We start from the raw sequence: 24,051 nt of genomic DNA on the forward strand, positions 1-24,051 counted from the left end.
CATATTTTTGGTTGGATAGAAAAACTGAGCCGCATCTTCCAGAGAAAGTGGAAAATGCGGCTCAGTTTATTTATCGGCGGGACTTATGTCCCAGCCTCTATTAGACTGAAAATTCGTTTTTAGCAAAACTATAGATCATGTGGGTTGCCGGATATTGCGCATGATCTTCTATTCCTACATAAACATTATCCCCGTGTAATTGAAGGCCCTCAGTTTCAACAAGATCGGGATTGTGCTGAGAATCGTTAATGTTTAATTGCACTGTTTCATAATTACCAGGTGTAAATCTCCAATCCCCTTTTAGAATGTGCGGTCGTTGGGTTTCTCGTTGTGGGTTATCAGACTTTTGATGACCACCCGAAATATATACTTTGTTACTATCATTAAATTCAAGACCTTGTTGCGAGTCCCACGGCAAGTGCTGTGTAAAGTTATAAGCGCTTACGCAAGCATTCTTAATTGTTTTTTCAGTACATGGCGTGTTCAAAGTATGAAAGGATTCCATGAATGGCACAATTTTTGCTGTGTCATAACAAGTTAACTGCCATGTATACTTACTATCACTACTTTTTACTGACTGCCCCATAATAATTAAGCGCGAACCATTGCTTGACAATGCTGCATCACAACGTAACAGTTTTGCAAAAGAATCGCCATTCTTGTTAGCACTGCTAATACTTGAAAGACGCATAGCATTTCTATAGTTAAGAGTTTGACCTGCTTGAAACTGAATCAAACCAATTTGACGTGCCCAGTCTGTGCCATTAACAGGATCGACATTTGCGCCAGTTGCTACCCAAAAGTAATCAGCCCCTTTAGGAAGAAACTGCTCTAAAGTTTCACCGTGTCCAAACTCTTCGAGTATCATTGATTCTCCAACTGAAAAATCAATTGTTGATCCGCTAGGCTTAATACCAGTTGATTCATTTGAGTCCGCAATTGAAACTCGTGATAATAATGAATCTGACGAGGGATCCTCTGTTCTCAGTTGTAAAGCATACAGATATTTGCCTGTAAAATCAATAACGGCTTTCTGCACAACTCGGTTACTGCTGAGTCCTGTCATTGTATATTCATGCTTAGGGGTTACATTCTTAACTGCCATCGTAGTTACCTCCTCAGTAATAGAAATAAAGTCTTTTATCACAGTAATAACAATAAGAATCCGTTTATCATCATATAAATATGATTTTTGTGATAAAAACAATAATACTTTATTAATATGAAGAAAGAGAGAAGAAAGTATGACTTATGTTTAAAGAATTATTCAATTGATAACCCAACGATCAAATCTCCATCCGTTTAACTTGGTGCATAAATTATCAACCCCACAGGGAACAATATCAATTAAAGAAAGATATTCTTAAGTTAAGTCAGTAATCTGTGTTAAAATGATGCTGAATTGTAAAGGATTACCTGACTGCTTACGACTACTAGCGTGAGCAGCTTTTTATACGCTAAAAGAGCGACACATCGCTATTATAATGTGCCTTTCCATGTCTGTTTCGAATGATTTCTTTTGTTACCAGAATCGTTTTTAGCACTCTCAATACTCGAGTGCTAAATGCTGGCATTCATTTCAAAACTGATTATCATAGTAGTTGAAAGGTAAAGGAGGAACAAAAAAGCAATGTGTTGTTTCCCCATTATCTTCAATCATCATTTTGAAATTAAGGAGATAGATATTATGGCAAATGAATTAATGAATCGTTTCGATTTGGATCCGTTTTTTGATCGGATGGCTCATCGTTTCTTTAGCCCTTCTGATTTCGATAAGGATTACGCTAACTTTGGGAATTTGAAGACCGACATTAACGAAACCGATAAAGACTATTCATTGAAGATTGATGTTCCAGGCGTTGATAAGAACAACATTCATCTGAACTATCAAGACGGCGTGCTTTCAATCAACATCAACCAGGAACACACCAGTGAACAAAAGGACGAAAACGGTAAGGTGATCGCAAGCGAACGCAGCCACGGTGTCATGTCACGCAGCTATCAATTGCCTGCCGTTGACCGTGACAACATTTCAGCCCACATTGATAATGGGGTCTTGGAGATCACATTACCAAAAGTAACGGAAAGTGACGATCAAACTGGTAATATTGACATCGAGTAATTGCAAATGAGTTTTGGGAGGCTGGTAGGGTTTTAGGTAATCAGCTTTTGAAACTTCAGTAAAGCTTCTTTTGGGGGAACGTGGTTTAAAGACCCCGTTTCACCACCTTTGACGCTTATTAATTAATCTTATTAATAATCAACAAAGGAGATTGGTATTATGGCAAATGAATTAATGAACCGTTTCGCAATGGATCCTTTCTTTGATACTTTGGCACGTCGCTTCTTCAGTCCAACTGATGCAGACAACGACTACATGGTCAATGGCAACTTGAAGACCGACATCACTGAAAATGATAAGAATTACGTCATGAAAGTTGATGTCCCAGGCGTTGATAAGAAGAATGTCCACTTGGCTTATCAACATGGTGACTTGGCATTGAGCATCGACCAAGAACGTGATTCTGAAAAGAAGGATGAACAAGGTCGGGTCGTTGCCAGCGAACGTAGTCATGGCGTTATGTCCAGAACTTACGAATTGCCTGGTGTCGACCGTGACAACATCTCAGCCCAAATCAATGATGGTGTTTTGACCGTTACATTGCCAAAGGCTGCTGACAGTCACGAAGATAGTGGCAACATTGAGATTCAATAATTTGATGCTGTGATATGAAAATGGTTGATCGCAAAGCAAAACTTGCGATCAACCATTTTTTGTTATCTAGCGCTCATTAATCCAAATGGGCTGAATTTTGGAGTTGAATCATATCATAATAGAAACCATGTTTTGCCAGTAGTTCGTCATTCGTCCCCCGTTCAACAATCCGGCCTGCCTCAAGTACCAGAATCAAATCAGCATTTTGAATCGTTGACAATCGGTGAGCAATCGCAATGGTTGCCCGCCCTTCCTGCAGCTTTGCCAACCCAGTTTGAATGATCTGTTCAGTTTCAGTATCAATGTTGGCGGTGGCCTCATCCAAAATTAAGATTTTCGGATCGGTCACCAGGGTGCGGGCAAATGAAATCAACTGCCGCTGACCACTGGAATAACTGGCACCACGCTCGATCACCCGTGAATCATATTGGTCAGGCAAGTCTTCAATAAACTGATCGGCCTGAACAAATCGAGCAGCTTCATGGACTTCTTCATCTGTCACTTCTTGATTGAACATCCGGATATTTGAGGCCACCGTTCCATAGAACATAAACGGCTCCTGGAGCACTAAGCCCATTTTTTGTCGAAGTTCGTGAATCGTATAATCCCGAATATCTCGATCATCAATCAAGATTTCCCCTTGGCCAAATTCATAAAAGCGCATCAAGATATTAATCATCGAGGTCTTCCCACTCCCAGTTTCACCCACGAGAGCAATGGGTTGACCCGGTTCGGCAACAAAAGAGATATCATGTAAAACATCATTTTCGCCATCATATGAAAAGGTGACGTGTTTAAACTCAATTTTTCCACGGGTAATTGTAGCCTTGGGATCGGCATGCTGCTGTGGTTCATAGGTCTGATCATCCATAATCCGCAACACTCTTGACCCGGCAACGACACCATCTTGAAAATCGCTCAACCGATCCATCATTTCAGACATTGGGTTATAAAAGTTCGACAGATAGGTCACAAACGCATAAATAATTCCGGCATGCACATAGCCGTGAAGCCCGCGAATACCGAACATCCCTAATACCAGCACCGTGCCCAACGCATAGAACAAGTTGATGATTGGATTGAGCAGCAGCGAGTTAATGCGAATCATCGCCCGCCGGGTATTATAGTACTGATCATTGGTATCACTAAACTCGTGATTAATCCGCTTTTCTTGGCGGAATTGCTGGACCACGCTAATTCCCGTGATCCCTTCAGCCAATTTGGCGTTTAAAAGACTCAGCCGTTCACGCATCCGCCGGTAAACTCGGGTACTGTAACGTTGATAGTACCAGACCGTCACAAATAGAAACGGCATGAACACCAGCAGCCACATGGCAATTTTAGGATCGGCCAAGTACATCGCAACGAATGAGGAAATCATGGCTGAAATTGTCACCACCAAACTGCTGAACAAGGCCCAGAAGTTTGCGAAGGCCATGGTATCGTTAGTTAACCGCGAAAGAATGGAGCCACTCGGGGTTTGGTCAAAGTAACGCATCCCCAAAGTGTGCAGTTTGGAAAACAGTTTCCGTCTGGTGTTTTCGAGCATATACTCCGCGCCCATTTCATATAAATAGGTCTGAGCAAATTGCATGACCGCTTTTGCCAGCATCCCAAAGAAATACAAACCAGCAAAGAACCACATCATGGCAAAGTCGGGATGGCCGACCACCAAATGGCTATCCATAAAGGTTTGAATGATCCTCGGCAAGAGAATATTGACAATGGCAACCGCAATCGCAAACAGAACCGAGAAGTAGAAATACCATTTATAGGGAGCCGCATACTTGAACAGCCGCCCAATAATGTGCATCTGCTGCTTAACCGGAATGGATTTCGACCAGGCAGATTGATGCTTTGATGAATCAGCCATTAGCTGTTGCCTTCCTTCACTTTGGTTTCCAGTTCCTGTCGTTCAAACATTTCGTGGTACCAGCCGCCACGGGTCATTAATTGATCATGGGTGCCACGCTCAACAATTTTACCATCATCGATTACCAGAATCTCATCGGCATTCATCACGGAGCTCAGCCGGTGAGCAGAAATGATAGTCGTCTTGTCAGACCGTTCGGCGTGGAGATTTTCGAGAATCTGGGTTTCCGTTTCCGCATCCACCGCGGACAAAGCATCGTCCAAAATCAATAATTCAGGATTGATTAACAGCGCTCTGGCAATCGACAGCCGCTGCCGCTGACCACCTGAAAGTGAGATACCTTCCTCACCAACAGCGGTATCATAGCCATCCGGCATAGCTTGAATCTGATCATACAAATCACTCTTCTTAGCGGCTTGTTCCACTTCTGCTTGAGTGGCTTCAGGTCGGGCAAAACGAATATTTTCTCGAATGCTCTGTGAGAATAGGAAGGTGTCTTGCGGGACATAGCCGATCGCTGGAATTAAAGCGTCCATTTTATACTGCTTGATATCAATCCCACCAAATTTAATTGAGCCGTCGTAATTATCAAATTGACGCAAAATCAGCCGTAAAATCGTACTCTTGCCGGACCCAACTTTACCCACCAAGCCGATGGTCTTTCCAGCCGGCACTTTGAAGTTAATGTTCTGCAAAGCCAGCCGCTGATCGCCAGGATACGATAACCGCTTAACGTCATAGTCGATTTCACCCTTGGGCGTGGTGGTGACACCGTCAGGATCATCAATGACCTTACTTTGTTGGTTAATCAGGTCCATGACCCGATCATAACTGGCATTCCCACGTTCCAATGTGTTAAACAGCATCCCAACCGCAAACATCGGCCAGATCATCATGGCAAGATAGGAAACAAAAGAAACCAGCGAGCCAATCGTAATTGTGCCGTTAGTGACCAGATAGCCACCATATACGATCGTAATCACGTACGAAAGAGCAATAATCATGGTCGTCATCGGATCAAATAAGGAGTCCAAAAAATTAACCCGGCGGTTGATGTTAATGGTTCTGGCCACCTGGTTGTCAAAATCCTGCATGTCTTCTGCCTGCTGACCAAGCCCCTTGATAACTTTGATCCCAGTGATACTTTCTTCAGCTTTGTTATTTAAGCGGGAAAAGACCGCTTGGGAATCGCGAAAGGCAAAATGAATCTTGGTTCCCAGATACCGCGCCATCACAGCTAATAGTGGAAACGGTAAAATGGCGATCAGCGTCAGCTGCCAGTCAATCAACGTGACCATCGCAATCAGCGTCGTTCCACCGGTAATCATGGAGTCAGCAAACTGCAGAATCCCGCCACCGGCCACCCGTTGAATTGCGGACAGGTCGTTCGTCGCATGGGCCATCAGATCACCGGTTCGATAACGTTGGAAGAATTCGTGATCCATGCTGGTGTAGTGAAAGAACAATCGGTTCCGGAGCACTTTTTCCAGCTTGGCAGCCTCACCCCAAATTGCGGTCCGCCACATGTAACGGGCACCGTATTGTGCAAACGAGACGATTATTAAAATAATCAGCAAAAACATGAGATATTTAGCTGTTAATTTTCCGTTATGAATTGAATCAACCAGGTTACCAATAATCCGTGGGGGCACAATTCCGACCAAAGCCGTTAGCAGCAACCCAAACAGCCCGACCAGGTAAATTCGCCATTCCCCTTTGAAATACCAGCCCAGTTTGACAAAGATACTCATGATTCCACCTCTAAATTAGAAATTAATTAAATAAAATAATTTTAGCACAAATCTCCGTGACATAACACCATTAGCATTGCTTATAGTCCGTGATAGTGTTAGTATTTTGTCATCAATTATCATCAAATTTTAATTCAACTAGGAGGTATGCCATGTTTAGTGAAATTGGTCAGTTAATATTCGATAACGAAGCCGTCGCAAAAACCTCGGATTTTACAATGGGAATTGAAATTGAGATGCAGCGAGTTGACGAAAATGTTAATTTTAGCCAAGAACCCTATCCAGCCGGCGCTGGCGACGAACAAACCAATCCCTGGATTACCAATGATTTTCTGGAAACTATGTCTGAAGTCGTGACCCCACCGGCGGCCCACGCATTAGACGCCATGCACTACTTATTCAGTATCAATAATGCCTTACGGTCCGCGTTGTCGCCAGGTGAACTGTTGTGGCCGCTATCCATGCCGCCGCGGCTGCCAAAGGACAAGCGCCAGATTCCACTTGCTAAGATGGGGCCAAAAAAAGAAGCCTACTTAAAGGAATGGCTAAAACGCCACGGCTTTTCTCAAGGGACTCCCTGTGGTGCACACATCAATTTAAGTATCGATCCTCACGTGTTCGACTTGGTGCTGGCCAATATGGGTGACCGCTTCAAATCCAAGGTTGAACTGCAGAATTATTTATATGCCAAAATCGCCCAGGGCTTTTTACGGTACCGTTGGGTCATTACATATTTGTTTGGGGCCAGTCCAATCGCCGAAGCTAACTACTTTGAACCTGGCAAGGGGCCAAAAGCGCCAATTCGCAGTATTCGCCAAAGTTCACATGGCTTTGGTAATCCATTTGCCGGTGACTATACCAACGTTCAACGCTACGTCAATCGGATTGAAAGGGGTGTCTCCGACGGCAAGTTGATTTCCGATTATGAATTTCACGGTGCGGTCCGCTTCAAAGGCAATACCCACTTACGCGAGCTGCCAACAACCGGTGTCAGCTACCTTGAATTAAGAATGCTGGACCTGGACCCCAGCAGTTCAGTGGGCATCCGGACTAATACGTTGCGCTTTATTCGCTTGCTGGCCAGTTATTTTATTATGTCACCGGCGATGAACCCTGAGGAAGTGGAGAAGGTTATCACCCGTTCTGACAAAATGAATGAAGAAGTCTCCGAAGAACATCCCAATGACGTCTCAAAGTACCAGGCCAACGCCAGAGCTTTCCTGCAAAGTCTGGAAATGTATGCCGACCGGATTCAGCTGGGGCCGGAGTACCAAGAAGAACTTGAGGACCTCCAAGGCCGTGTGGAAAATCCGCTCACCACGCCAAGCGCCAAGTTGATTACCCACCTGAAAAACGGCTCGCTGGAAGACTATGCCATTAAACGGGCCAAGCGTTACCAACAATCGGCCCTTCAGTCAATTCGTCCATTTAAGGGATTTGAAAACAAGGCCAAACTCTCGGCAAGTGAGTTAAAACAGGAATTATTCAAGGGCAGCTGGGAACCAGATAAGGCAAAAGCAGATAAATAGTCGCTTTTCACATTGACACCAATCAAAATATCACGTAAATTTAATTGTTTGGAGTACAATAGGCAAATAAACTTAAAGGAATTATTGAGGAGGGATTTTATTGCGCCCAAGAATCGCATTACCTGCTGACACGCTTGCCGAGGCAACCAATGTCATTAACGAACGTAACGCGGCCTTTGCACCGCGGCCAGCAATCGAAGCCATCGTGAAATCCGGTGGCGTTTCAGTCATTTTTCCAAGTGTGAATCCCGAAGACGTACGCGATTATATGACACTGTTTGATGGCGTCTGTTTCCTTGGTGGCGCAGACGTCGACCCGACTTTCTATGGAGAAGAACCATTCCAGAAGCTGGGGATGACTTATCTCAAACGCGACTTATTTGAAATTGAATTATTAAAACAGTCGGTCACTGCCGGCAAGGCCATCATGGGCATCTGCCGCGGCATGCAGCTGATTAACGTTGGCCTTGGTGGAACGCTGTATCAAGACCTCTCACAGGATTTACATGCGACACTGAAACACTCACAGGAAGCCCCGGGCAATATGCCTTCACACCACGTCACGGTTGATCCTGACAGTCGTTTGAATGATATTATTGGCCAGCGCCCATATGTCAATTCTAGACACCACCAAGCAGTTAAGGACGTCGCTCCTTACTTGAAAGTGACTGCCAGAGCCGATGATCAGGTGATTGAAGCCATCGAATCGATCGACAATGACCAGATTTTAGCTGTTCAATGGCATCCCGAAAACATCTATAAACACTTTGAAGACTCACGGAAACTATTTAAGGACTTCATTAACCGCAGTCAAAAGGTTGCTGACAAAACGCGAAAATAGTATCCAACTGCCTTTTAAAAACCGCTCGATCATTCCTCATTATGGAATGGTCGAGCGGTTTTTAAGTCCTCATTATGTGTGATCTTGAACCTTATCGTAAGGTTTCATAAGTTTGCTGGTGTTGAATCGGAAATTCACTTGGCGCCTTTTTGTTCAGAAGCGCTTCTGAAAGAGATACCTTGTAAATGGTTTGATTATCATAGGGCTGCATATAATAGGCACAATTTTGCATATCCATATAACCACGGTACTGGGTATAGTCCTCACTGCCGTCCTGCTTTAATTTGACACCTTTGGGAATTTCAACTGAGTTCAGAATGTGACTGAGTTCGTTCACAGTTTGATCAGTCGGTACCTGATCGGCATATTCGCGCATGAAAACGGTGCGAATGAATCTCGAAACTGACGTATAGTCGCCGGGCATCCCTAAAGCCCCACTTCCAGGCCCAAACGATGTGATTTCATAACCATTGTATGAACGGGCAGGATGTGGTGTTGGCTTTAATTCGGTGTAATTGCTGAGATTCTTTAAGTGCCAGCCAAAATCGGGACTGTTGGTCATGACACCCACCGGATTTTTCTGATAATGAATGCCGTCACTCAACATTTCCAAAACATAGCAGGCACCCGAACGGTCAGCGACAATCCAATGAAGCGGCGTGGTCTTGCCCAAGAGCTTAACTGGGGCATCGATGATGTTTAATTGGTCAACTTTTCGGGCTAAATCCTCACAGTCACTGGCATTTCCCAACAGCCAATTCAAGACTTCGTGTGGTGCCAGATTGATGCGATTGGTTTTCGGTAACTTGGCATAGGTTGCTTCACCGCTAAAGTACAGTGCCGCGGCACTTAAACCGTTCTCATTCACACCGTCAACCAAAATATAGTCGCCGAGGTTTCTGCCGGCACCGACAAAGCCATAGGTTGTATCATACCCCTCCTCGGTTGCATCACTGGCAAAATGGTGCTTTCGGGGAATCACAACCGGCCTTCCATCCAGTTCAAAGGCAAAATCCATGGTTCGGGCCAAAAAGTTATCGCCGGTTTCAGATAGAAAAGTAACACTTGTACACATTCATTGATCACTCCTTTGAAATTTAGTTTAAGCTTTGAAAAGTGAAAAAACCATTTTACGACTAAATTAAAATGATATTTAACCTTTTCTCTTGCTATGGAGTGGACTCCATAGCCTATATTGTATATGTAAGTTAAGAAGGGAGTGTTTAGGCCATGAACAGTAAGAAAGTCTCGGAATTACTTGGGGTTTCTACCGATACGCTTCGCTACTACGAGCGGATTGGTGTCATTCCCCCGGTCAAGCGTGATCACAACGGTTACCGCGTCTACCAAACCAATGACTTGAATTGGATTTTTCTGGCCAAAAGCTTGAGAAGTGCCGGCCTGTCCATTGAATCTTTAATTGAGTTTGCCACCCTTGCGCGAAAAAGCGACACTGTTAGGCAAGCTCAAAAGGATATTCTGGATGAGCAATTAACGCTTTTAAACCAAAAGCTTAAAGAAATGCAGGACACTAAGGCCCTGTTGCAGTACAAAATTGACACCTTCGATGAGCATTTGGCTAAATTTGATGCGGGAGAAATGTCCGCGGATAATGCAGAAAAGCTTTGGCAGAAACCATATTTGAAAGACAATCATAAAGGAGAATAATCATGAATACACCAACATTTACCTTAAATAACGGCATTAAAATTCCAGCAGCCGGCTTCGGCGTTTTCCAAATCGAAAATGGTGGCACCAAGCAAGCCGTGGCCGACGCCCTTTCAGCCGGGTATCGACTCATTGATACCGCCCAAGCTTATGGTAACGAAGCAGAAGTCGGCGACGCCATTCAAGAGTCCGGCATCCCACGCGATCAGCTCTTTGTGACGACTAAAGTTTGGGTATCTGACACCGGTTATGACGCCACTAAGAAGGAATTCGAGCAGGCGTTAACCAAATTAAAACTGGATTATCTCGACCTTTATCTGATCCAACAGCCATACGGTGACGTTTACGGCTCGTGGCGAGCCATGGAAGAGCTGCAAAAAGAAGGCAAGATTCGCGCCATTGGGATTTCCTATTTTAACGCCGACCGATTTGTCGACCTTGCGCAACATAACGATGTCACCCCAAAAGTCAACCAGGTTGAACTAAACCCCTGGTTCCAGCAGCAGGATGAACTAGACTGGATGAAGAAATTAGGTATCCAGCCGGAAGCCTGGGCACCATTTGTGGAAGGTAAGCATGGCTTATTCACCAATGATGTCTTAACTGAAATTGCTCAGAATCATCATAAAGGTGTTGGCCAAGTTGTTTTGCGCTGGCTGTATCAACGGGGCGTTGTGACATTGGCCAAGTCAGTGCACAAGGAACGGATGATAGAAAATATTAACATCTTCGACTTTGAATTGACTGATGAAGAAATGCAGCTCATCCAAAATTTGGATATGAAAGAATCGGCATTCTTTGATCACCGCGATCCAAAGATGGTTGAACGCTTAGGTGGCGGCGGCCGCTGGAAGAATGATGATAAGTAACTCAACGGAGGTAATATCTTGAAAGTAATGATTTTAGGCGCAGCTAAACAAATTGGTCAAATGGTAACCGATGACCTTTTAGCTCAAACCGATTTTGATTTGATCTTGTATGGTCATCATGTCTCATCTCGATTGGCAGCCAAAAAGGGTCCCCGTGTGACATTTGTCGACGGCGATTTCACCGAATTTGATAAGATCAAAGCCAACTTAACCGGTGTCGATGCCGTTTATCTGAGTTTTGTCGCTGGTCCAGAGATCACCAGTGGCATTGTGAAGGTCCTCGACGAAGCCAAAGTCACCCGCTTCATTGCGGCAAACATTCCCGATTTATACCAGGAAGTTACGGGGAAGTTTCAAACCTGGTATCGAGAACACACCGGAATTATCTGGAAATCCGATCGAAAGGCCTCGGCTGATATCGTTGAAGCAAGTGATCTGGATTTCATTATCTTACGAATCACCTGGCTGTATAATCAAGCTGGTAATACAACTATTCACGTTACTAAAAAGGGTGAACCTTTCAAGGAAGCGCAAGTTACCAGACAGGCGGTTGCTCAGTTTGTTACTGACCTGTTAACTGGGAAAGCAGATTACCACCGCGAAAGCTTGGGCTTGGGTGAACCGGGAACTGAGTGGGCTAAACCTAGTTTTTACTAATTCAGCAGTAAATTCAGCAATACACACAATCAAAGGTCGGAGCACGGGTGTTTAGCCTATGCTCCGACCTTTTTGTAGGTCCTATTCATTTGGATTAAGTGGGTGCTCATTTTGAGCACCACTTTCACCTAGATTAAACGTGCAGCAATCGGCTGATCCCGGCCATGTAAGCCAATTAAGCAATCATTCCAAACCCGGGAATAATCACTTAATTGGCTTACATTCTGGGATCAAAACGCCTCTTGCTCCATTTGTGTATCAGCTCCACTCGGAGTCAGCACCGGGTCATCAATCATTTCAGTTAACTTAAAACACAGGTGTTGGGCATTGAATGGAATGATTGCTTGAGCGCTGAATGTTTCAAGTTGATCAATAAAATCAGCCGCTTCATCGCGATATTTACTGATGTTCAACGGATTCTCAAGGGCAACCTCATCATTTTTCTGACCAGCTTTGGCAATGTCCTCATCGGCCGTTTTCAAATCAAATGGTCGGACACTGACAAAGTAGGCAAACATCAAGCGGATCAAATCAACGGCGTCTTAAGATACGCCCAGCGGTTCAAAGGGATCCAAGTCATAGATTCGCAGCTCCAGATAAGCAATTCCCTTGGTCAAGAGATCGGAAACGTTGTCACTGCGCTTTAGACGAACCGTCCCATAATACTCACGTTGCGCAATTAACTGCTTGTCGTCAACTGCTTTCAAAATCCCATCAACATACTGCTGGATACTTTGATAACTGGAAATAAAACCATTACCAAAGCCAAAATGGGAATTGCGCAGCGACCTGACTGGGCCGACTGGGACCTCGGTATCTGGGGAAAAATAGTTGTTAAAAGCTACCGGCGTTGCACCAAACAAATAGGTGAGCAGCCAACGGTAACGCATAAAGCCAACTGCTGCCTGCAGATACAGCTCATCGATACTAACGTTGGCATCCTGGGCAGTTAAATCTCGGATGGCTTTTTTGGTAAAGCCGATATTAACATGGACGCCAGTTTCGGCTGTTCGTTCAATTTTGCGGATTTTGGCCACCTGTTGGCGGTATTCATAACTCTTGGGGTCCGTTTGGGCAATGACAATATCTGAATGATCGGCTTTCAACTTGGGCGGCATGCTGTACGGCCACAAATATTCTTTAGCGGCAAGTTCACTACGAAGTGCCTGATGATAAACCCCCAGATATTTCAACCCTTTCAACGTGGTCTTAGTTGGTGGGGTAATCAATTCGGACTGGGTTTCCAGAAAATCATTCTTGATAAAGTGATGTTTGCGCTCATTAAGCAGTCCTTTAGGATAGGCCTTGTGGCTCAGTTCACCATTTTGATTGATCCGTTGGGTTTCCACCTCCAACCCAACCGTCGAATTAATGAAGTCAGAAACTTCTTTTGCTTGTTTCATTTGCCCACCATCCTTTGTTTTGACAAAAGTGTCCCACAAGAAAGCAACTTGTAGGACATCCAACAGACCCGCCCTCACCTACATTCGGCAGAGTTTTAATTAGTTATGACGTATTTTAGTGACTCCTCAAATACATGTCAATCAATCTATCCATTCTTATAATTTTCGGGCTTCCCCATGACGCCGAATAATAGTTGCCGAAGCTCATTGGCGTCCATATCCGGCTGCTCTTCAAAACCGGTGAATGGATTGGGATTCTCATGAGCCCGGTTTTGATACCGGTTGGCCATTGCCAGTCCATAAGACATCAGTGAACCGTCAACCTCGTGGTCACACAATGTTGCGGCAGGTGTCAGATTTGGGTTATCGAGTCGATCCTGCATGGTATCCAAGACTTCTTGGTATTCGGGCCCCACTGAATTTGGGCACCGAACAATTGCAATTGATCCAAGAAAGTCTGCGCCTCATGATGATAAATGGTCTGCTGAGTGGGGCTTTCAAGGGCCACCACCTCGTTCATCGCCCGTCCCTGCTCCAGTTTGAGATTAATCTTTTCATCGCTTTCAAGGGTCGGCATCATCATGAAGTAACTCAGTAAAATCCGGAAAAAGCGGATAGCTGACGTCCGCACACCAAGGGCGGTCGTCGGATCAAGATCGAGCATGCGTAACTCAATGTATTGCGTTCCGTTTTTAATCATATCGGTCAGATCCCCATGCATGGTTTTCAGCCGAACACTTGAATGGTATTCCGCCTCACTAAACAAAGCCCCACTGGCGATATTTGCTTCAATATTTTTGACATAGTCCGGCACACTGCGATAATTGTGGGTCACATCAGACGTTAACCCATAATTAGACGAGCGAATACTTCGAACCTCATGTTGCGGCTGATCGGCATCGGGTTTGAAGAAATTCTTTTCAGCAATTGGACTATTGCCAAACAGGTAAGTGATTAACCACCGGTAATAGTCAAACCCTTGGGCAATTTTAATATAAATGAAATTGACAAAATCCGCGTATGAGTCGTACTGATCGTTAACTGCCTGCCAAACAGTTTTGAGGACGTCATCATTGATACTGACATTTAAATGGACACCGACAGGAATTCCTTGGGTATCGCTGCGGGTTTTAATCCATTTTTCGTAGTAGGCTTTCTGTTTTGGATCAACGTTAGCAATTGGAATCGTGCTTTTGTCCTGGGGTAATACGGGTGGCATGCTCAACGGCCATAGCAGTTCATTGGGTTCCAAAGCGTTTCTCAACGTGTCATTAAGTGCCATCAAGTAATGCATCGCATCCAGGGACTTTCGCGCGGTCGGCGTGATAATCTCACTTTGAATCTGATAGACATCCGTTTTGATGAAGTGGTTCTTTCTCTGATTACCAAGTGCTTTGGGATATGGTTCTTTGGTCAATCTCCCCGCTGAATCAATCCGAATCGTTTCAACTTCAATGCCCATATTAAAGTCGCTGGCATTGGCGACAATCTCATTATTGAAAATAATCTGGCCAATTTTATCAAACATGAGTAGGCCTCCCTTATGTATTGTTCTATCATTAAATATTAATGATACTCTAACGCAATTCACTTTATTTTACAAAGGGTTATTCTAAAACAATTATCTTTGTAATATAATTGGTTCATTACGTGCAGGAGGTGAATCGGTTGAAAAATGCGAGTATTCGCGGGATTATGCTGGCAATAACGGGACCGTTACTCTGGGGGATTTCGGGTACCATTGCCCAGTTTTTATTTGACGACGTCCATATCAGCTCACGCTGGCTGGTCTCTGTCCGCATGCTAATTTCTGGCATTTTGCTGGTCTTGTATGGCCTGGTTGGCGATCATCGCCAAGAAATGGGGGTTTGGCACCACAAAAAGGACTCACTCAGCTTAATCTTCTTTAGTTTCATTGGAATGGCCGCCTCACAATATACATATTTTATGGCGATTGAGGCTGGGAATGCCGCCACCGCCACGATCCTTCAATTCTTATCCCCGGCAATGATCATTATTTATTTAGCTCTCTGGAACAGACGCTTTCCCCGACGAATTGACGTCTTTTCTGTCATCATGGCCTTGTCCGGAACGGTTCTTCTGGTTACCCATGGACAGCTCACCACATTGACGATGCCTTTAGGGGGCTTTTTGTGGGGTGTAGGGGCAGCTGTGAGTTCCACCCTTTATGCCTTATTGCCTCGCAAACTGCTAAAAGAATACGGTTCGATTCCGATCGTCGGTTGGTCAATGCTGATTGGCGGGACCGCGTTCAGTCTTTACTACCGGATTTGGGATCACATGCCGGCCTTTTCTTGGACAACGTATGGGAGTGTCTCCTTCGTGGTCATTTTCGGCACGATGTTTGCCTACCTATTTTACCTTCAAAGTTTGCGGTACATTCAACCGACGACTGCCAGCGTGCTTGGGTCATTTGAACCACTCTCGGCCACCATGCTCTCAATTATTTTTCTGGGGGTCAGTTTTGGTGTGCCGGAAACAATGGGTGCTGTTCTTATCTTAGGAACTGTGGCGGTTCAGGCTTGGGCAGCGTATACGACAATGTAAGAGTGGAGCAAGAGGCGTTTTGATCCCAGAATATAACGCAATTAGGTAGTTGTTCCTGAACTTGGAACGACTGCCTAATTGCGTTATATGGCCGGGATCAGCCGATTGCTGCACGTTTAGTCTAGATAAGAGTGGTGCACATCATTAACCTGATCGTTATTGACTATCCAGTATACATCGACTTGGAGAACACATTTAATTTAAAAAAGCGCGTAAAAAGACCGAAGCCACAGTCTAATCACTGGGTTTCGGTCTTCAATATCCTTACTTATCCACTTGAGCCAATTTGGCAAAATAATCAAAAATCTTCTGAAACTCTGGGTGGGTCGCCCGCATCATCTCGGGGTGAAATTCAACACCGATAATCCGACCATCACTTGATTCAATCCCTTCCACAACCTGATCATCACTTTTGGCGACCACTTTCAATTGGGAACCGGGCTCATGGATCCCTTGATGGTGAAATGAGTTAACCGCAAACCGCTTGCCCAGAATTTCTCGAAGCCACGAGTCATCTGTGGTTGTCACGTGGTGAGTGGGGATCTCCCAAGACGTCGGATACTGGTTATGTTTTTCGGTCGCCCCAGCCTGTTGATAGATATCCTGGTACAGATTGCCACCTAACGCCACGTTGATCACCTGCATCCCCCGGCAGATACCAAGAACCGGTTTGCCAGCTTTTTGAGCAGCTTTAATCAACGCAATTTCAAATTGATCGCGATAAATATCAGTTTCGGCAACTTCTGCCAATGGCTCTTCCCCATATAAAATCGGTGTCACCCCTTGGCCCCCAGACAGCAGCAACCCATCTACTCCTGAAATATAGTCTTCAGCGTCTTTAGGATCACCCAGGGGTAGTACGATTGGCAGCGTGCCTGCCTGTCGAAGGCCAGTGACGTAATCTCGTTGAATATAGTCGACAAAATTGGTTCCAAATCGTTCAGTGGGATGAATCAAATGATTGCTGGCAATGCCAATTTTTTTCATCATAAAATCATAATCTCCTTTGCTACTTCTTCCAGCTTGCATACTCATATTTCTGATAGCCAATCAATGGATAATCAAGGCCTTTAATATTCTTGGTTCGCAAATGAACCGAAGCATACTGATACAGTGGGGTGACACCTTGGAGCTCATTTAACAAAGAGGCGGCCTTCTGCTGCAATTTAACCCGCTGTTCTGAAGTTTGGTTAGTCGTATCATTGATCTGGTCAATCAGTTGTTGGTACTGCGCATTCGTCCACTTGGTAAAGTTAATGACACCGGCTTTCGCTGCCAAATTAAGATAATCAATTGGATCTGGAAAGTCCGTTGACCAGCCCAGCGTTCCAGCATCAAACTTGTGGTTGCTGAAGTCGGAAATTTCTTGCTGGAGTGGAATTGATCGGACGACTAAATTAAAGTTGGGCGACACCTTTTTTGCCTGTGACTGAATATATTCAGCAACGGCTTTATAGGCGTCCGTATCCGCCGTCAACAGCTGCACACTAATCTTCTCTTTGCCGAGCTCTTCTTGCGCCAATTTGAAGTAGTGGCGAGCCTTAGTGAGATTATACGTCAATTTAGGTTCAACTCCAGCATTGAAGTCTTTGCCGCTAGCATCTTTAACCTCGCCTTCCGGAACAACAGATTGTGCTGGAAGGGAACCATCTTTCAAGACGTTTTTAGCCAACGATTGACGATTAATGGCGTAACTTAACGCTCGGCGCAAATTGAGATTCCGAGTGGTCTTTCGATAATTGTTCCAAGGGATAAAGGCTACCTGGCCATATTTAGAAACCACCGTTTCATTCTTAAACTGTTTCTTGGCATCGGCAACCAAGCTGCCGGAAATCTGGGTTTCATCAATATCCTTCGCCTGGAATAACCTCATGCTGGTCTGTGGCGTTTTCACAACCTGGAAATGAATCTTATTCAAATCCACTTTATCTGCATCATAGTAATCTTTGTTCTTGACCAAGTTCCAGGTATCTTTAGATGAATTCCAATTCTTGATTTCATAAGCACCATCAGAAGCCGCGTGTTTGGAATCCTGACCGTATTTGCTGCCCCATTTAGCGAGTGCTCGTTGATTGATGGGATAGAGTTGAGTCGCGATGACATAGTTGTAGTAAGGAACTGGATGACTTAGTTTAATCTGCAGTTTGTACTTACCGAGGGCCTTCACCCCTAATTTGGACGGGGCAGCTTTGCCGGTATTCACTGCTGCATAATTTTGAATATCGCTCAAATGACCTGCCCGCTGAGATTTAGTCTTGGGGTCAACTTGTCGTCTAAACGAAGCGACAAAGTCACTGGCAGTAACCCGGCTGCCATCATTCCATTTGGCATCATGTCGCAAATTAAAAGTGTAAGTTTTCCCGCTGTTCGTGGGCTGGACAATCTTGGTTGCGACCGAGGGGACAACCTTTCCCTGATTATTTTGTTTATACAGCCCTTCAACAACTTGTGAAATCGCCAAATAACTCCCAACATCGGTTGCCCGGTTGGGGTCGACTGTAATCACATTTGTCTGAGCCGTTGTCTTAAAAGTCCGACTGGTTTCATCCTTGCTTGATGTCGACTTGCCACAGGCACTCAACACCAAAATACTTGCTAACCCCACTACTGAAACAATGATCTTCTTCATCTGCATCCGCCTCCTTAAAGTTTGGAAAAAATAAAACGAACATGTCGCGGTACCACCCTACTTCAAAGCACACTCACGCATACCTTCTCTGTCAGTTCTAAACTGTAGACGATAATGTGCCCAACATCATAGCCTCACAAACGCTCGGCTACCGCAACTCACGAACCATATTCATCAATTCCATTAGGCTGTCTTTCACCGATTCGACAGCTCTCTTGGCTAACTTCACTGATTACTCATTCGATCTTAGTTGAAATATATTACTGATAATTGTACCCAATTAATTCTGAGAGTCAACTCATATTTTAATTTTTTTATCATAAAGGCGAATCTTGGAGATTGGTGACCGTTACCTAGTCGAATCGTGGGGAAACACATACGCCTCCCGATCGACCAGCAAACCGACAAAAGTCATCACGATGGTCACAACTAAAAGGAAAATCAAAACCGCAAACCAGTTTGTGGTTAGACCATGCATCCAGCCACAAATCATTGGCCCCGTCGCCGCCAAGAGGTACCCGAATGATTGACCCATTCCAGAAACTGACGCTGTTTCATTGGGGGTTCTCGTCTTCAACGAGAATAAGGTCATCGCTTCACTAAACGCCATATTCGTAGATAGTCCCAATAGAATGCACGCAAGAACTGCAAACCAGAAACTGTTAGCCGCCATCATCAATGATCCTAGTCCAACGACGAACAACCCCGAGATTATCCAAATCATCGTTGACTGTTTGGCAACCGAACTGATAATTCTTGGCACCACAAACGAAATCGGCAATGCAACCAGCTGGAGTAATCCCAACAAGTATCCCGCCGTATTCTGATTAATCCCTGATGCCATCAGAATTGGCGGCAACCACGTTACAATTGAGTAAAATAGCAGTGACTGAAGCCCCATGAAGCCACCCAATGCCCAAGCGAGTGGCCGTTTCCAAACGCTAACTTTAACTTCTGGATTAAGCGATGACGCTGTTTTTTTGACTGAGGTCTTTCTTTTTCCTGATCTTCTTAGCATAATCGCCACAACAATTGTGATGATTGGAATAATCGAAATGAACTGGATCATAACCTGCCAAGAAATCAAGTGACTGACCACTGCACTAAACCCAGCTGAAATTGAACTGGATAGTGAAAGGGCGAAAACGTACATCCCGGTGTAAGTCCCAATCTGCATCGGAAACAAATAGGAAACCAGTGTTGGCGCCAGCACATTTAACATGGCAATTCCACAACCAATGAAAATTGTTCCAACCAACAAGCTGGTAAACGAATAAACCCGAATAAAGTTACCAATGGTCAATAACCCCAAATCCATCATCGTTACCCGAAGGATCCCAAACCGCTTAATAAAGTATGTAACCGTCGGCGACAATAGGCCAAAACAGATTAGTGGAATCGTCGTCAAGCTCCCCAGAAACCATTCCGGCATCTTAAAGGAATTTTGAATATTGGTCAAAATCGGTGGGACGATTGTAATCGCCGTCCGCATATTCGCCCCAACTAAAAATATTAGTAGCGCGCCCAAAATAACTTTCTGGCGATTTGGTACTGTGGTCTCTTCTCTCATTGCTTCTCTCCTCAATCAATTATAGTTGCTTTGCTAAAATCCTCATCTTTCTTCCTAACTGGTCAACTGAAGTATCGGTTTGCTCATACCCCAGTTTTTCGTACAGTCCAATGTGTTTTGTCACAATATAAGCCTTGTGAAAACCAATTTGCTTAATCTGATCTTCCGCCAGCTTCACCAATTGTTGACTCAAGTGTCGACCGCGATAGGCCTCACTGACAAACACAAAACCAATGAATGGTGAATAACCGGTTCCTTTAACGATATCTTCTTTAACAACCGCACAAAAGCCAATCAGCTGATCGCCATCCATTATAACGATAACCCGTTCCCAATCAGACACGCGTCCGCCAAGCATCTCGTTGGCCAAATACTTACCTGCCGGCCAAGAAACGTTACCAATTAGTTTGGCAAAATACTGCCACATGTCGTCTGAATTATCTAATACGTAGGTTTTCATGGTGTCCTCCTTAAATGATTTCGAGAAATGGTAATTCAATTATAGTCCCCTATGCCGATTTTCAAAAATTGTTTTCAGAAAAACTGGTAAAATAAAACTAGACTATTTTCAAAGGAGACTGGATATGAAAAGAATCGCTGTATACTGCGGGGCTGCCACCGGCAACAATCCCATTTACATCACGGCCACAAAAAAAATTGGCTTCTTGGCTGGTCGAACACAATCTGGAATTGATTTATGGTGGCGGTGGCGTCGGGTTGATGGGCATCTTGTCCGACCAAGTGCTGGCGAAAGGCGGTCAAATTCACGGCGTTACGACTAAGCAGCTCGTTTCACAGGGCGCCGAATCACCTCGCCTAAGAGAACTCTCAGACTTAACGGTAACCGACAACATGTCTGCCCGTAAAGCTGAGATGATGAACCTCTCCAATGGTTGCATTGCCCTTCCCGGCTGCATCGGGACGCTTGAAGAAATTACTCAGGCATTCTCGTGGGCCCGTTTGGGAGACAATCCTAACCCCTGTGTCTTTTATAACGTGAATGGTTACTACGACTCGCTTGCCAAAATGTTTGATCAGATGGCAACTGAAGGTTTCTTATCGGCAGCCGATCGCAAGAAAGTGCTTTTCTCCGATTCACTGGATGAAATTTATGCCTTCATGACAACTTATGTTCCACCAAAAATTCGTCAATACTAATTACAAAAGGCTTGGACATTAGTCGTTACGGTGGTTTTTATTGCAACCTTGATTACCACTTTTATCTTGATAAAACTTGCGACAAACGGCTGATCCCGGCCATTTAACAAATAAACCCAGTCATTCCAAAATCCGGAATAACTGGGTTTATTTGTTAAATTCTGGGATCAAAACGCCTTTCGTCCCAATCTCTTTCGATTCTATTTTAAGAAATCTATCGCATCTAATGTGTAGGTACCGCCAACTACTTGAATAAGGACGTGGTGTTTTCCGGCAGGTAAGCCATGAACCACTGTGTTCTCCGTCCGGTCAGTACCAACTTGTGGTGCCCGATTCCAATCAAGGACGTGACCATCCACCACCAATTTCAAATGACTGGGTACGTCTTGTGCCCCAATCAGTGAAAAACCAGTCCCATCAACCTCAAATTCGAATCCCGGCGTATCACTTTGATCGGCCTGAGCCGTTGACAGCGTCCGATTCCATTTGGTATTGCCCAAACCGCAAACATGGTTCCAGTTACCAGTGTAAGTGATAGCCGGATCCAAATCATCCACTCTTCGCTCAATTAAGTGGCTTTGCTTGATTTTAATGACCGTTACCCGATTGATCTGGGTATGGTAGTACCCACTCCCAAGTTTGACCCGACCACTGTAACTGGGGTTGTCTGTATCGGTATAATCAAAGACCTGCTGACCATCAATTGTCGCAGTTAAATGGTTCCCCTCAGCAGCAAACATCACCAGGTGAGTGGCAGAGGTATCCAGACCATCAACGTGCTCCAAAGCAATGATTTGGTCATTCTTAATCAGTTCACACGCCCCATCGGTAAACACTTTAAAGACATATGGCGCACTCTCGAGGCGACCTTTGACGTCAGTCATTTCTCGCAAACCAATACCAAAGTAGTTTCCAGTTGGCGAATTCTGCGCGGTCTGATCGTCAAATTTCATCGAAACGGCAACTTGGTAATCTGTCCAATGGTCATCCCCAACGGTTAAATTAGGCGCAAACGAATATTCCCAATCAAGTGCCCGCTGCTTCTCGGTGATCATCTGCTGCATGACGTTGCCGTTAGCTGTCTGAGACACTTCAAAGGCGCCACCCTGATCTGCGGTGAATCGCGGTGTATTGCCACAAGAAGATAAATAGTTGTCGGGATAACCGTCGTAACTAAAATCATCTTGATACAAAACCCCATCCTCAGACTTGATGCCAAGGGTGTGATCGCTGTGTGGGCTTTCCAGCCGATGATACACAACCTCCCGATCGCCAGCCAGGTCTAAGGTCGTTGCCGTCACAATGGCATGCGGCTCAACCACAACCTCAAGCTGCCCATGACTTGGCGTGATCGTTTCTCTTAGCTGTTTGATCTGACTATCGTACGCATCACCGGCTTGCTTCGGACCAGTACTCTGCCAAACGAAAACTGGTTTGTCTTGGGTATCCTGAAGGTTTGCCAGCTTGATCTGGTAGGTTCTCGCCTCAGGACTATCATTATCAAAAATCACCGAGTAATTAGATTTATCCGGCGCAATTAATGTCATATAACTGGGGGCCTGGCGGTTATGATCCAGGTTCTCGGTTCCACCAACTTGACTGTCACAGGCGCTGGTTAAGTATCGCCAAGCGCCCTCGTCTTCCCAGCCGGCTTTGGCAAAATCAGTAAAGTGCTTCATGCACTGCAGTCCCACGTTATCAACTTCATAGTAACCCGACCACGGCCGGTTCGCATTGATCAGCTCTTTATGACTGTAATTGACACCGGTATAGTAAGCAGAAACTGCTGGTTGGAAAATATACAGACTCCGGTGTGACTTGACATAGCTCTTAATCAGTCGATTAGCCACATCCAAACCACTTTGCCGGCCGCCAATTCCGTCACCATTGCTGGCGCGAACCCGATACTTGCCCATCGTCATGGGGGCAATGCCTTCGCTGTACCAAACTTCATGATGGTACTCATCCGCTAATTTGGTGAATGGCTCTTTTGCGCCGTCATCGGTGTTGTAATGGAATCCAAGCGCTTCAACCCGCTCGCGTAAATCTTGATCGGCAATCATCAGATCACCGAAATCACGCTCATAGTTTTGATTTGCCGCAATGATTTTAATATGTTGGTAGTCGCTAACCGGAAAGTCATTCGGGAACCCCGATTGATCATTTGCCAGTCGATCCGCAAACCACTTAATCCACTTGACCATTGGATGCTTAGTTTCGTTTCGATCAGGATCAATGTAATTAATCAAATAACCGTATGCTTCATAAGCTGAAATGATGGTCTGTTTATACCACTGATACATCGGTTCATACGCGGTTTCGGGAACGTTACTGTCTGGATCGGCGGACTTGGCATTGAACCAGTCTTTTCGCAGCCAGCCCGGTTCCCCCCAACGCAGAATCGCCGTCTTTAGGTTTGGCTGGATTTTCTTAGCATCGGCGATTAATTGGAAACCAGCTCCCCGATAAACGTTTGCGGTTTCCTCAGCTGAGCGCATGGTTGCCGGTTCCGTTCCGGACGACGTATTGGCATCGTCGCCCATTTCAACTTTCAACATCCGCATCAACGGGTGCTTGCCACCAAAGAGAATCTGCAAAATCTGATCATAGCTGTCTCGATGTTCCCATTTATAATCCAGCAGCAGCCTGGAAGAGTTGTTGCAGCTCAAGTAGCCAAAGCCTTTGAATGTGTTGGCATCCTTAGCATTTAGATCCAGCTGTGCGCCGTCAATCACAAAATTTGTCTGGTTCATGTTGACACTCCTTTTCAATTGTTCTATCTGTTTTTTAAACAACGAGGTCGGAACACAAGTACTCGT

21 protein-coding genes and 1 pseudogene are annotated in these 24,051 nt (G+C 44.9%); 9 read left to right on the plus strand and 13 right to left on the minus strand.

Annotated elements, in window-relative coordinates; genetic code table 11:
* Positions 1 to 100: 100 nt before the first annotated feature.
* Positions 101 to 1,105 (minus strand): helveticin J family class III bacteriocin, encoded by a 1,005-nt coding sequence (locus LPKJCM_RS02625; protein ID WP_057962605.1) that lies wholly within the window; start codon positions 1,103 to 1,105, stop codon positions 101 to 103.
* Positions 1,106 to 1,687: 582 nt separating this feature from the next.
* On the opposite strand from LPKJCM_RS02625, the gene LPKJCM_RS02630 reads away from it, so the two are divergent.
* Together LPKJCM_RS02630 and LPKJCM_RS02635 are read left to right on the plus strand one after the other, a co-directional pair.
* A complete protein-coding gene (locus LPKJCM_RS02630; protein WP_057962604.1) occupies positions 1,688 to 2,122 on the plus strand; it encodes an Hsp20/alpha crystallin family protein in 435 nt (144 codons plus the stop codon).
* A gap of 159 nt (positions 2,123 to 2,281) precedes the next feature.
* Positions 2,282 to 2,716, plus strand: a complete 435-nt coding sequence (locus tag LPKJCM_RS02635) for an Hsp20/alpha crystallin family protein (protein ID WP_057962603.1) — start codon at positions 2,282 to 2,284, stop codon at positions 2,714 to 2,716.
* 76 nt (positions 2,717 to 2,792) lie between these two features.
* Here LPKJCM_RS02635 and LPKJCM_RS02640 read toward each other — a convergent pair whose 3' ends face one another.
* Together LPKJCM_RS02640 and LPKJCM_RS02645 are read right to left on the minus strand one after the other, a co-directional pair.
* A complete protein-coding gene (locus LPKJCM_RS02640) occupies positions 2,793 to 4,589 on the minus strand; it encodes an ABC transporter ATP-binding protein (RefSeq protein WP_057962602.1) in 1,797 nt (598 codons plus the stop codon).
* A complete protein-coding gene (locus LPKJCM_RS02645) occupies positions 4,589 to 6,340 on the minus strand; it encodes an ABC transporter ATP-binding protein (protein ID WP_057962601.1) in 1,752 nt (583 codons plus the stop codon). Before LPKJCM_RS02645 ends, LPKJCM_RS02640 begins: the two co-directional genes overlap by 1 nt.
* 152 nt (positions 6,341 to 6,492) lie before the next feature.
* Between LPKJCM_RS02645 and LPKJCM_RS02650 the strand changes: the two genes are divergently transcribed.
* Positions 6,493 to 7,869, plus strand: a complete 1,377-nt coding sequence (locus LPKJCM_RS02650; RefSeq protein WP_057962600.1) for a glutamate--cysteine ligase — start codon at positions 6,493 to 6,495, stop codon at positions 7,867 to 7,869.
* A gap of 100 nt (positions 7,870 to 7,969) precedes the next feature.
* Positions 7,970 to 8,710 carry a gamma-glutamyl-gamma-aminobutyrate hydrolase family protein gene (locus LPKJCM_RS02655; RefSeq protein WP_057962599.1) on the plus strand — a complete coding sequence of 247 codons (741 nt, stop codon included), beginning with the start codon at positions 7,970 to 7,972 and terminating at the stop codon, positions 8,708 to 8,710.
* Between the two features lie 91 nt (positions 8,711 to 8,801).
* Here LPKJCM_RS02655 and LPKJCM_RS02660 read toward each other — a convergent pair whose 3' ends face one another.
* Positions 8,802 to 9,785, minus strand: a complete 984-nt coding sequence (locus LPKJCM_RS02660; protein ID WP_057962598.1) for a choloylglycine hydrolase family protein — start codon at positions 9,783 to 9,785, stop codon at positions 8,802 to 8,804.
* 155 nt (positions 9,786 to 9,940) lie between these two features.
* Here LPKJCM_RS02660 and LPKJCM_RS02665 point away from each other — a divergent pair, with 155 nt between their 5' ends.
* From LPKJCM_RS02665 to LPKJCM_RS02675, 3 genes are read left to right on the plus strand one after another with little or no spacing between them, the layout of a single operon-like run.
* Complete coding sequence (locus LPKJCM_RS02665) at positions 9,941 to 10,378, plus strand: MerR family transcriptional regulator (RefSeq protein WP_057962597.1); 438 nt, start codon at positions 9,941 to 9,943, stop codon at positions 10,376 to 10,378.
* Positions 10,379 to 10,380: 2 nt separating this feature from the next.
* Positions 10,381 to 11,247: an aldo/keto reductase gene (locus LPKJCM_RS02670; RefSeq protein WP_057962596.1), complete on the plus strand. Its 867-nt coding sequence runs from the start codon at positions 10,381 to 10,383 to the stop codon at positions 11,245 to 11,247.
* Between the two features lie 18 nt (positions 11,248 to 11,265).
* On the plus strand, positions 11,266 to 11,904 hold the full coding sequence (locus LPKJCM_RS02675) for an NAD(P)H-binding protein (protein ID WP_057962595.1): 639 nt from the start codon (positions 11,266 to 11,268) through the stop codon (positions 11,902 to 11,904).
* Positions 11,905 to 12,134: 230 nt separating this feature from the next.
* Here LPKJCM_RS02675 and LPKJCM_RS13410 read toward each other — a convergent pair whose 3' ends face one another.
* From LPKJCM_RS13410 to LPKJCM_RS02685, 4 genes are all read right to left on the minus strand, one after another.
* Positions 12,135 to 12,434, minus strand: coding sequence for a hypothetical protein (locus LPKJCM_RS13410; RefSeq protein WP_225364094.1), 300 nt, complete (start codon positions 12,432 to 12,434; stop codon positions 12,135 to 12,137).
* 12 nt (positions 12,435 to 12,446) lie between these two features.
* Positions 12,447 to 13,307: a hypothetical protein gene (locus LPKJCM_RS02680; protein ID WP_225364095.1), complete on the minus strand. Its 861-nt coding sequence runs from the start codon at positions 13,305 to 13,307 to the stop codon at positions 12,447 to 12,449.
* Between the two features lie 146 nt (positions 13,308 to 13,453).
* On the minus strand, positions 13,454 to 13,690 hold the full coding sequence (locus LPKJCM_RS14025) for a hypothetical protein (protein WP_225364096.1): 237 nt from the start codon (positions 13,688 to 13,690) through the stop codon (positions 13,454 to 13,456).
* Positions 13,660 to 14,835, minus strand: coding sequence for a glutamate--cysteine ligase (locus LPKJCM_RS02685; protein ID WP_225364097.1), 1,176 nt, complete (start codon positions 14,833 to 14,835; stop codon positions 13,660 to 13,662). The genes LPKJCM_RS14025 and LPKJCM_RS02685 overlap by 31 nt, the downstream gene beginning before the upstream one ends.
* 140 nt (positions 14,836 to 14,975) lie before the next feature.
* Here LPKJCM_RS02685 and LPKJCM_RS02690 point away from each other — a divergent pair, with 140 nt between their 5' ends.
* Positions 14,976 to 15,875: a DMT family transporter gene (locus LPKJCM_RS02690; RefSeq protein WP_057962594.1), complete on the plus strand. Its 900-nt coding sequence runs from the start codon at positions 14,976 to 14,978 to the stop codon at positions 15,873 to 15,875.
* Between the two features lie 264 nt (positions 15,876 to 16,139).
* On the opposite strand, the gene LPKJCM_RS02695 is transcribed toward LPKJCM_RS02690, so the two are convergent.
* The 4 genes from LPKJCM_RS02695 to LPKJCM_RS02710 form a co-directional block, all read right to left on the minus strand.
* A complete protein-coding gene (locus LPKJCM_RS02695) occupies positions 16,140 to 16,865 on the minus strand; it encodes a gamma-glutamyl-gamma-aminobutyrate hydrolase family protein (RefSeq protein ID WP_087069524.1) in 726 nt (241 codons plus the stop codon).
* A 19-nt stretch (positions 16,866 to 16,884) separates the two neighbouring features.
* Complete coding sequence (locus LPKJCM_RS02700; protein WP_057962593.1) at positions 16,885 to 18,504, minus strand: peptide ABC transporter substrate-binding protein; 1,620 nt, start codon at positions 18,502 to 18,504, stop codon at positions 16,885 to 16,887.
* Between the two features lie 349 nt (positions 18,505 to 18,853).
* Complete coding sequence (locus LPKJCM_RS02705; RefSeq protein WP_087069525.1) at positions 18,854 to 20,074, minus strand: MFS transporter; 1,221 nt, start codon at positions 20,072 to 20,074, stop codon at positions 18,854 to 18,856.
* Between the two features lie 19 nt (positions 20,075 to 20,093).
* Positions 20,094 to 20,534, minus strand: coding sequence for a GNAT family N-acetyltransferase (locus LPKJCM_RS02710; protein WP_057962592.1), 441 nt, complete (start codon positions 20,532 to 20,534; stop codon positions 20,094 to 20,096).
* A 124-nt stretch (positions 20,535 to 20,658) separates the two neighbouring features.
* On the opposite strand from LPKJCM_RS02710, the pseudogene LPKJCM_RS02715 reads away from it, so the two are divergent.
* Positions 20,659 to 21,232: pseudogene (locus tag LPKJCM_RS02715) on the plus strand (LOG family protein).
* A gap of 200 nt (positions 21,233 to 21,432) precedes the next feature.
* Here the strand turns inward: LPKJCM_RS02715 and LPKJCM_RS02720 are convergent.
* Entirely contained in the window at positions 21,433 to 23,985 is a 2,553-nt protein-coding gene (locus LPKJCM_RS02720) for a glycoside hydrolase family 30 protein (protein ID WP_057962591.1), read from the minus strand.
* Between the last annotated feature and the right edge of the window lie 66 nt (positions 23,986 to 24,051).

It is taken from the genome of Lentilactobacillus parakefiri, from assembly GCF_002157585.1.
GTDB lineage: Bacteria > Bacillota > Bacilli > Lactobacillales > Lactobacillaceae > Lentilactobacillus > Lentilactobacillus parakefiri.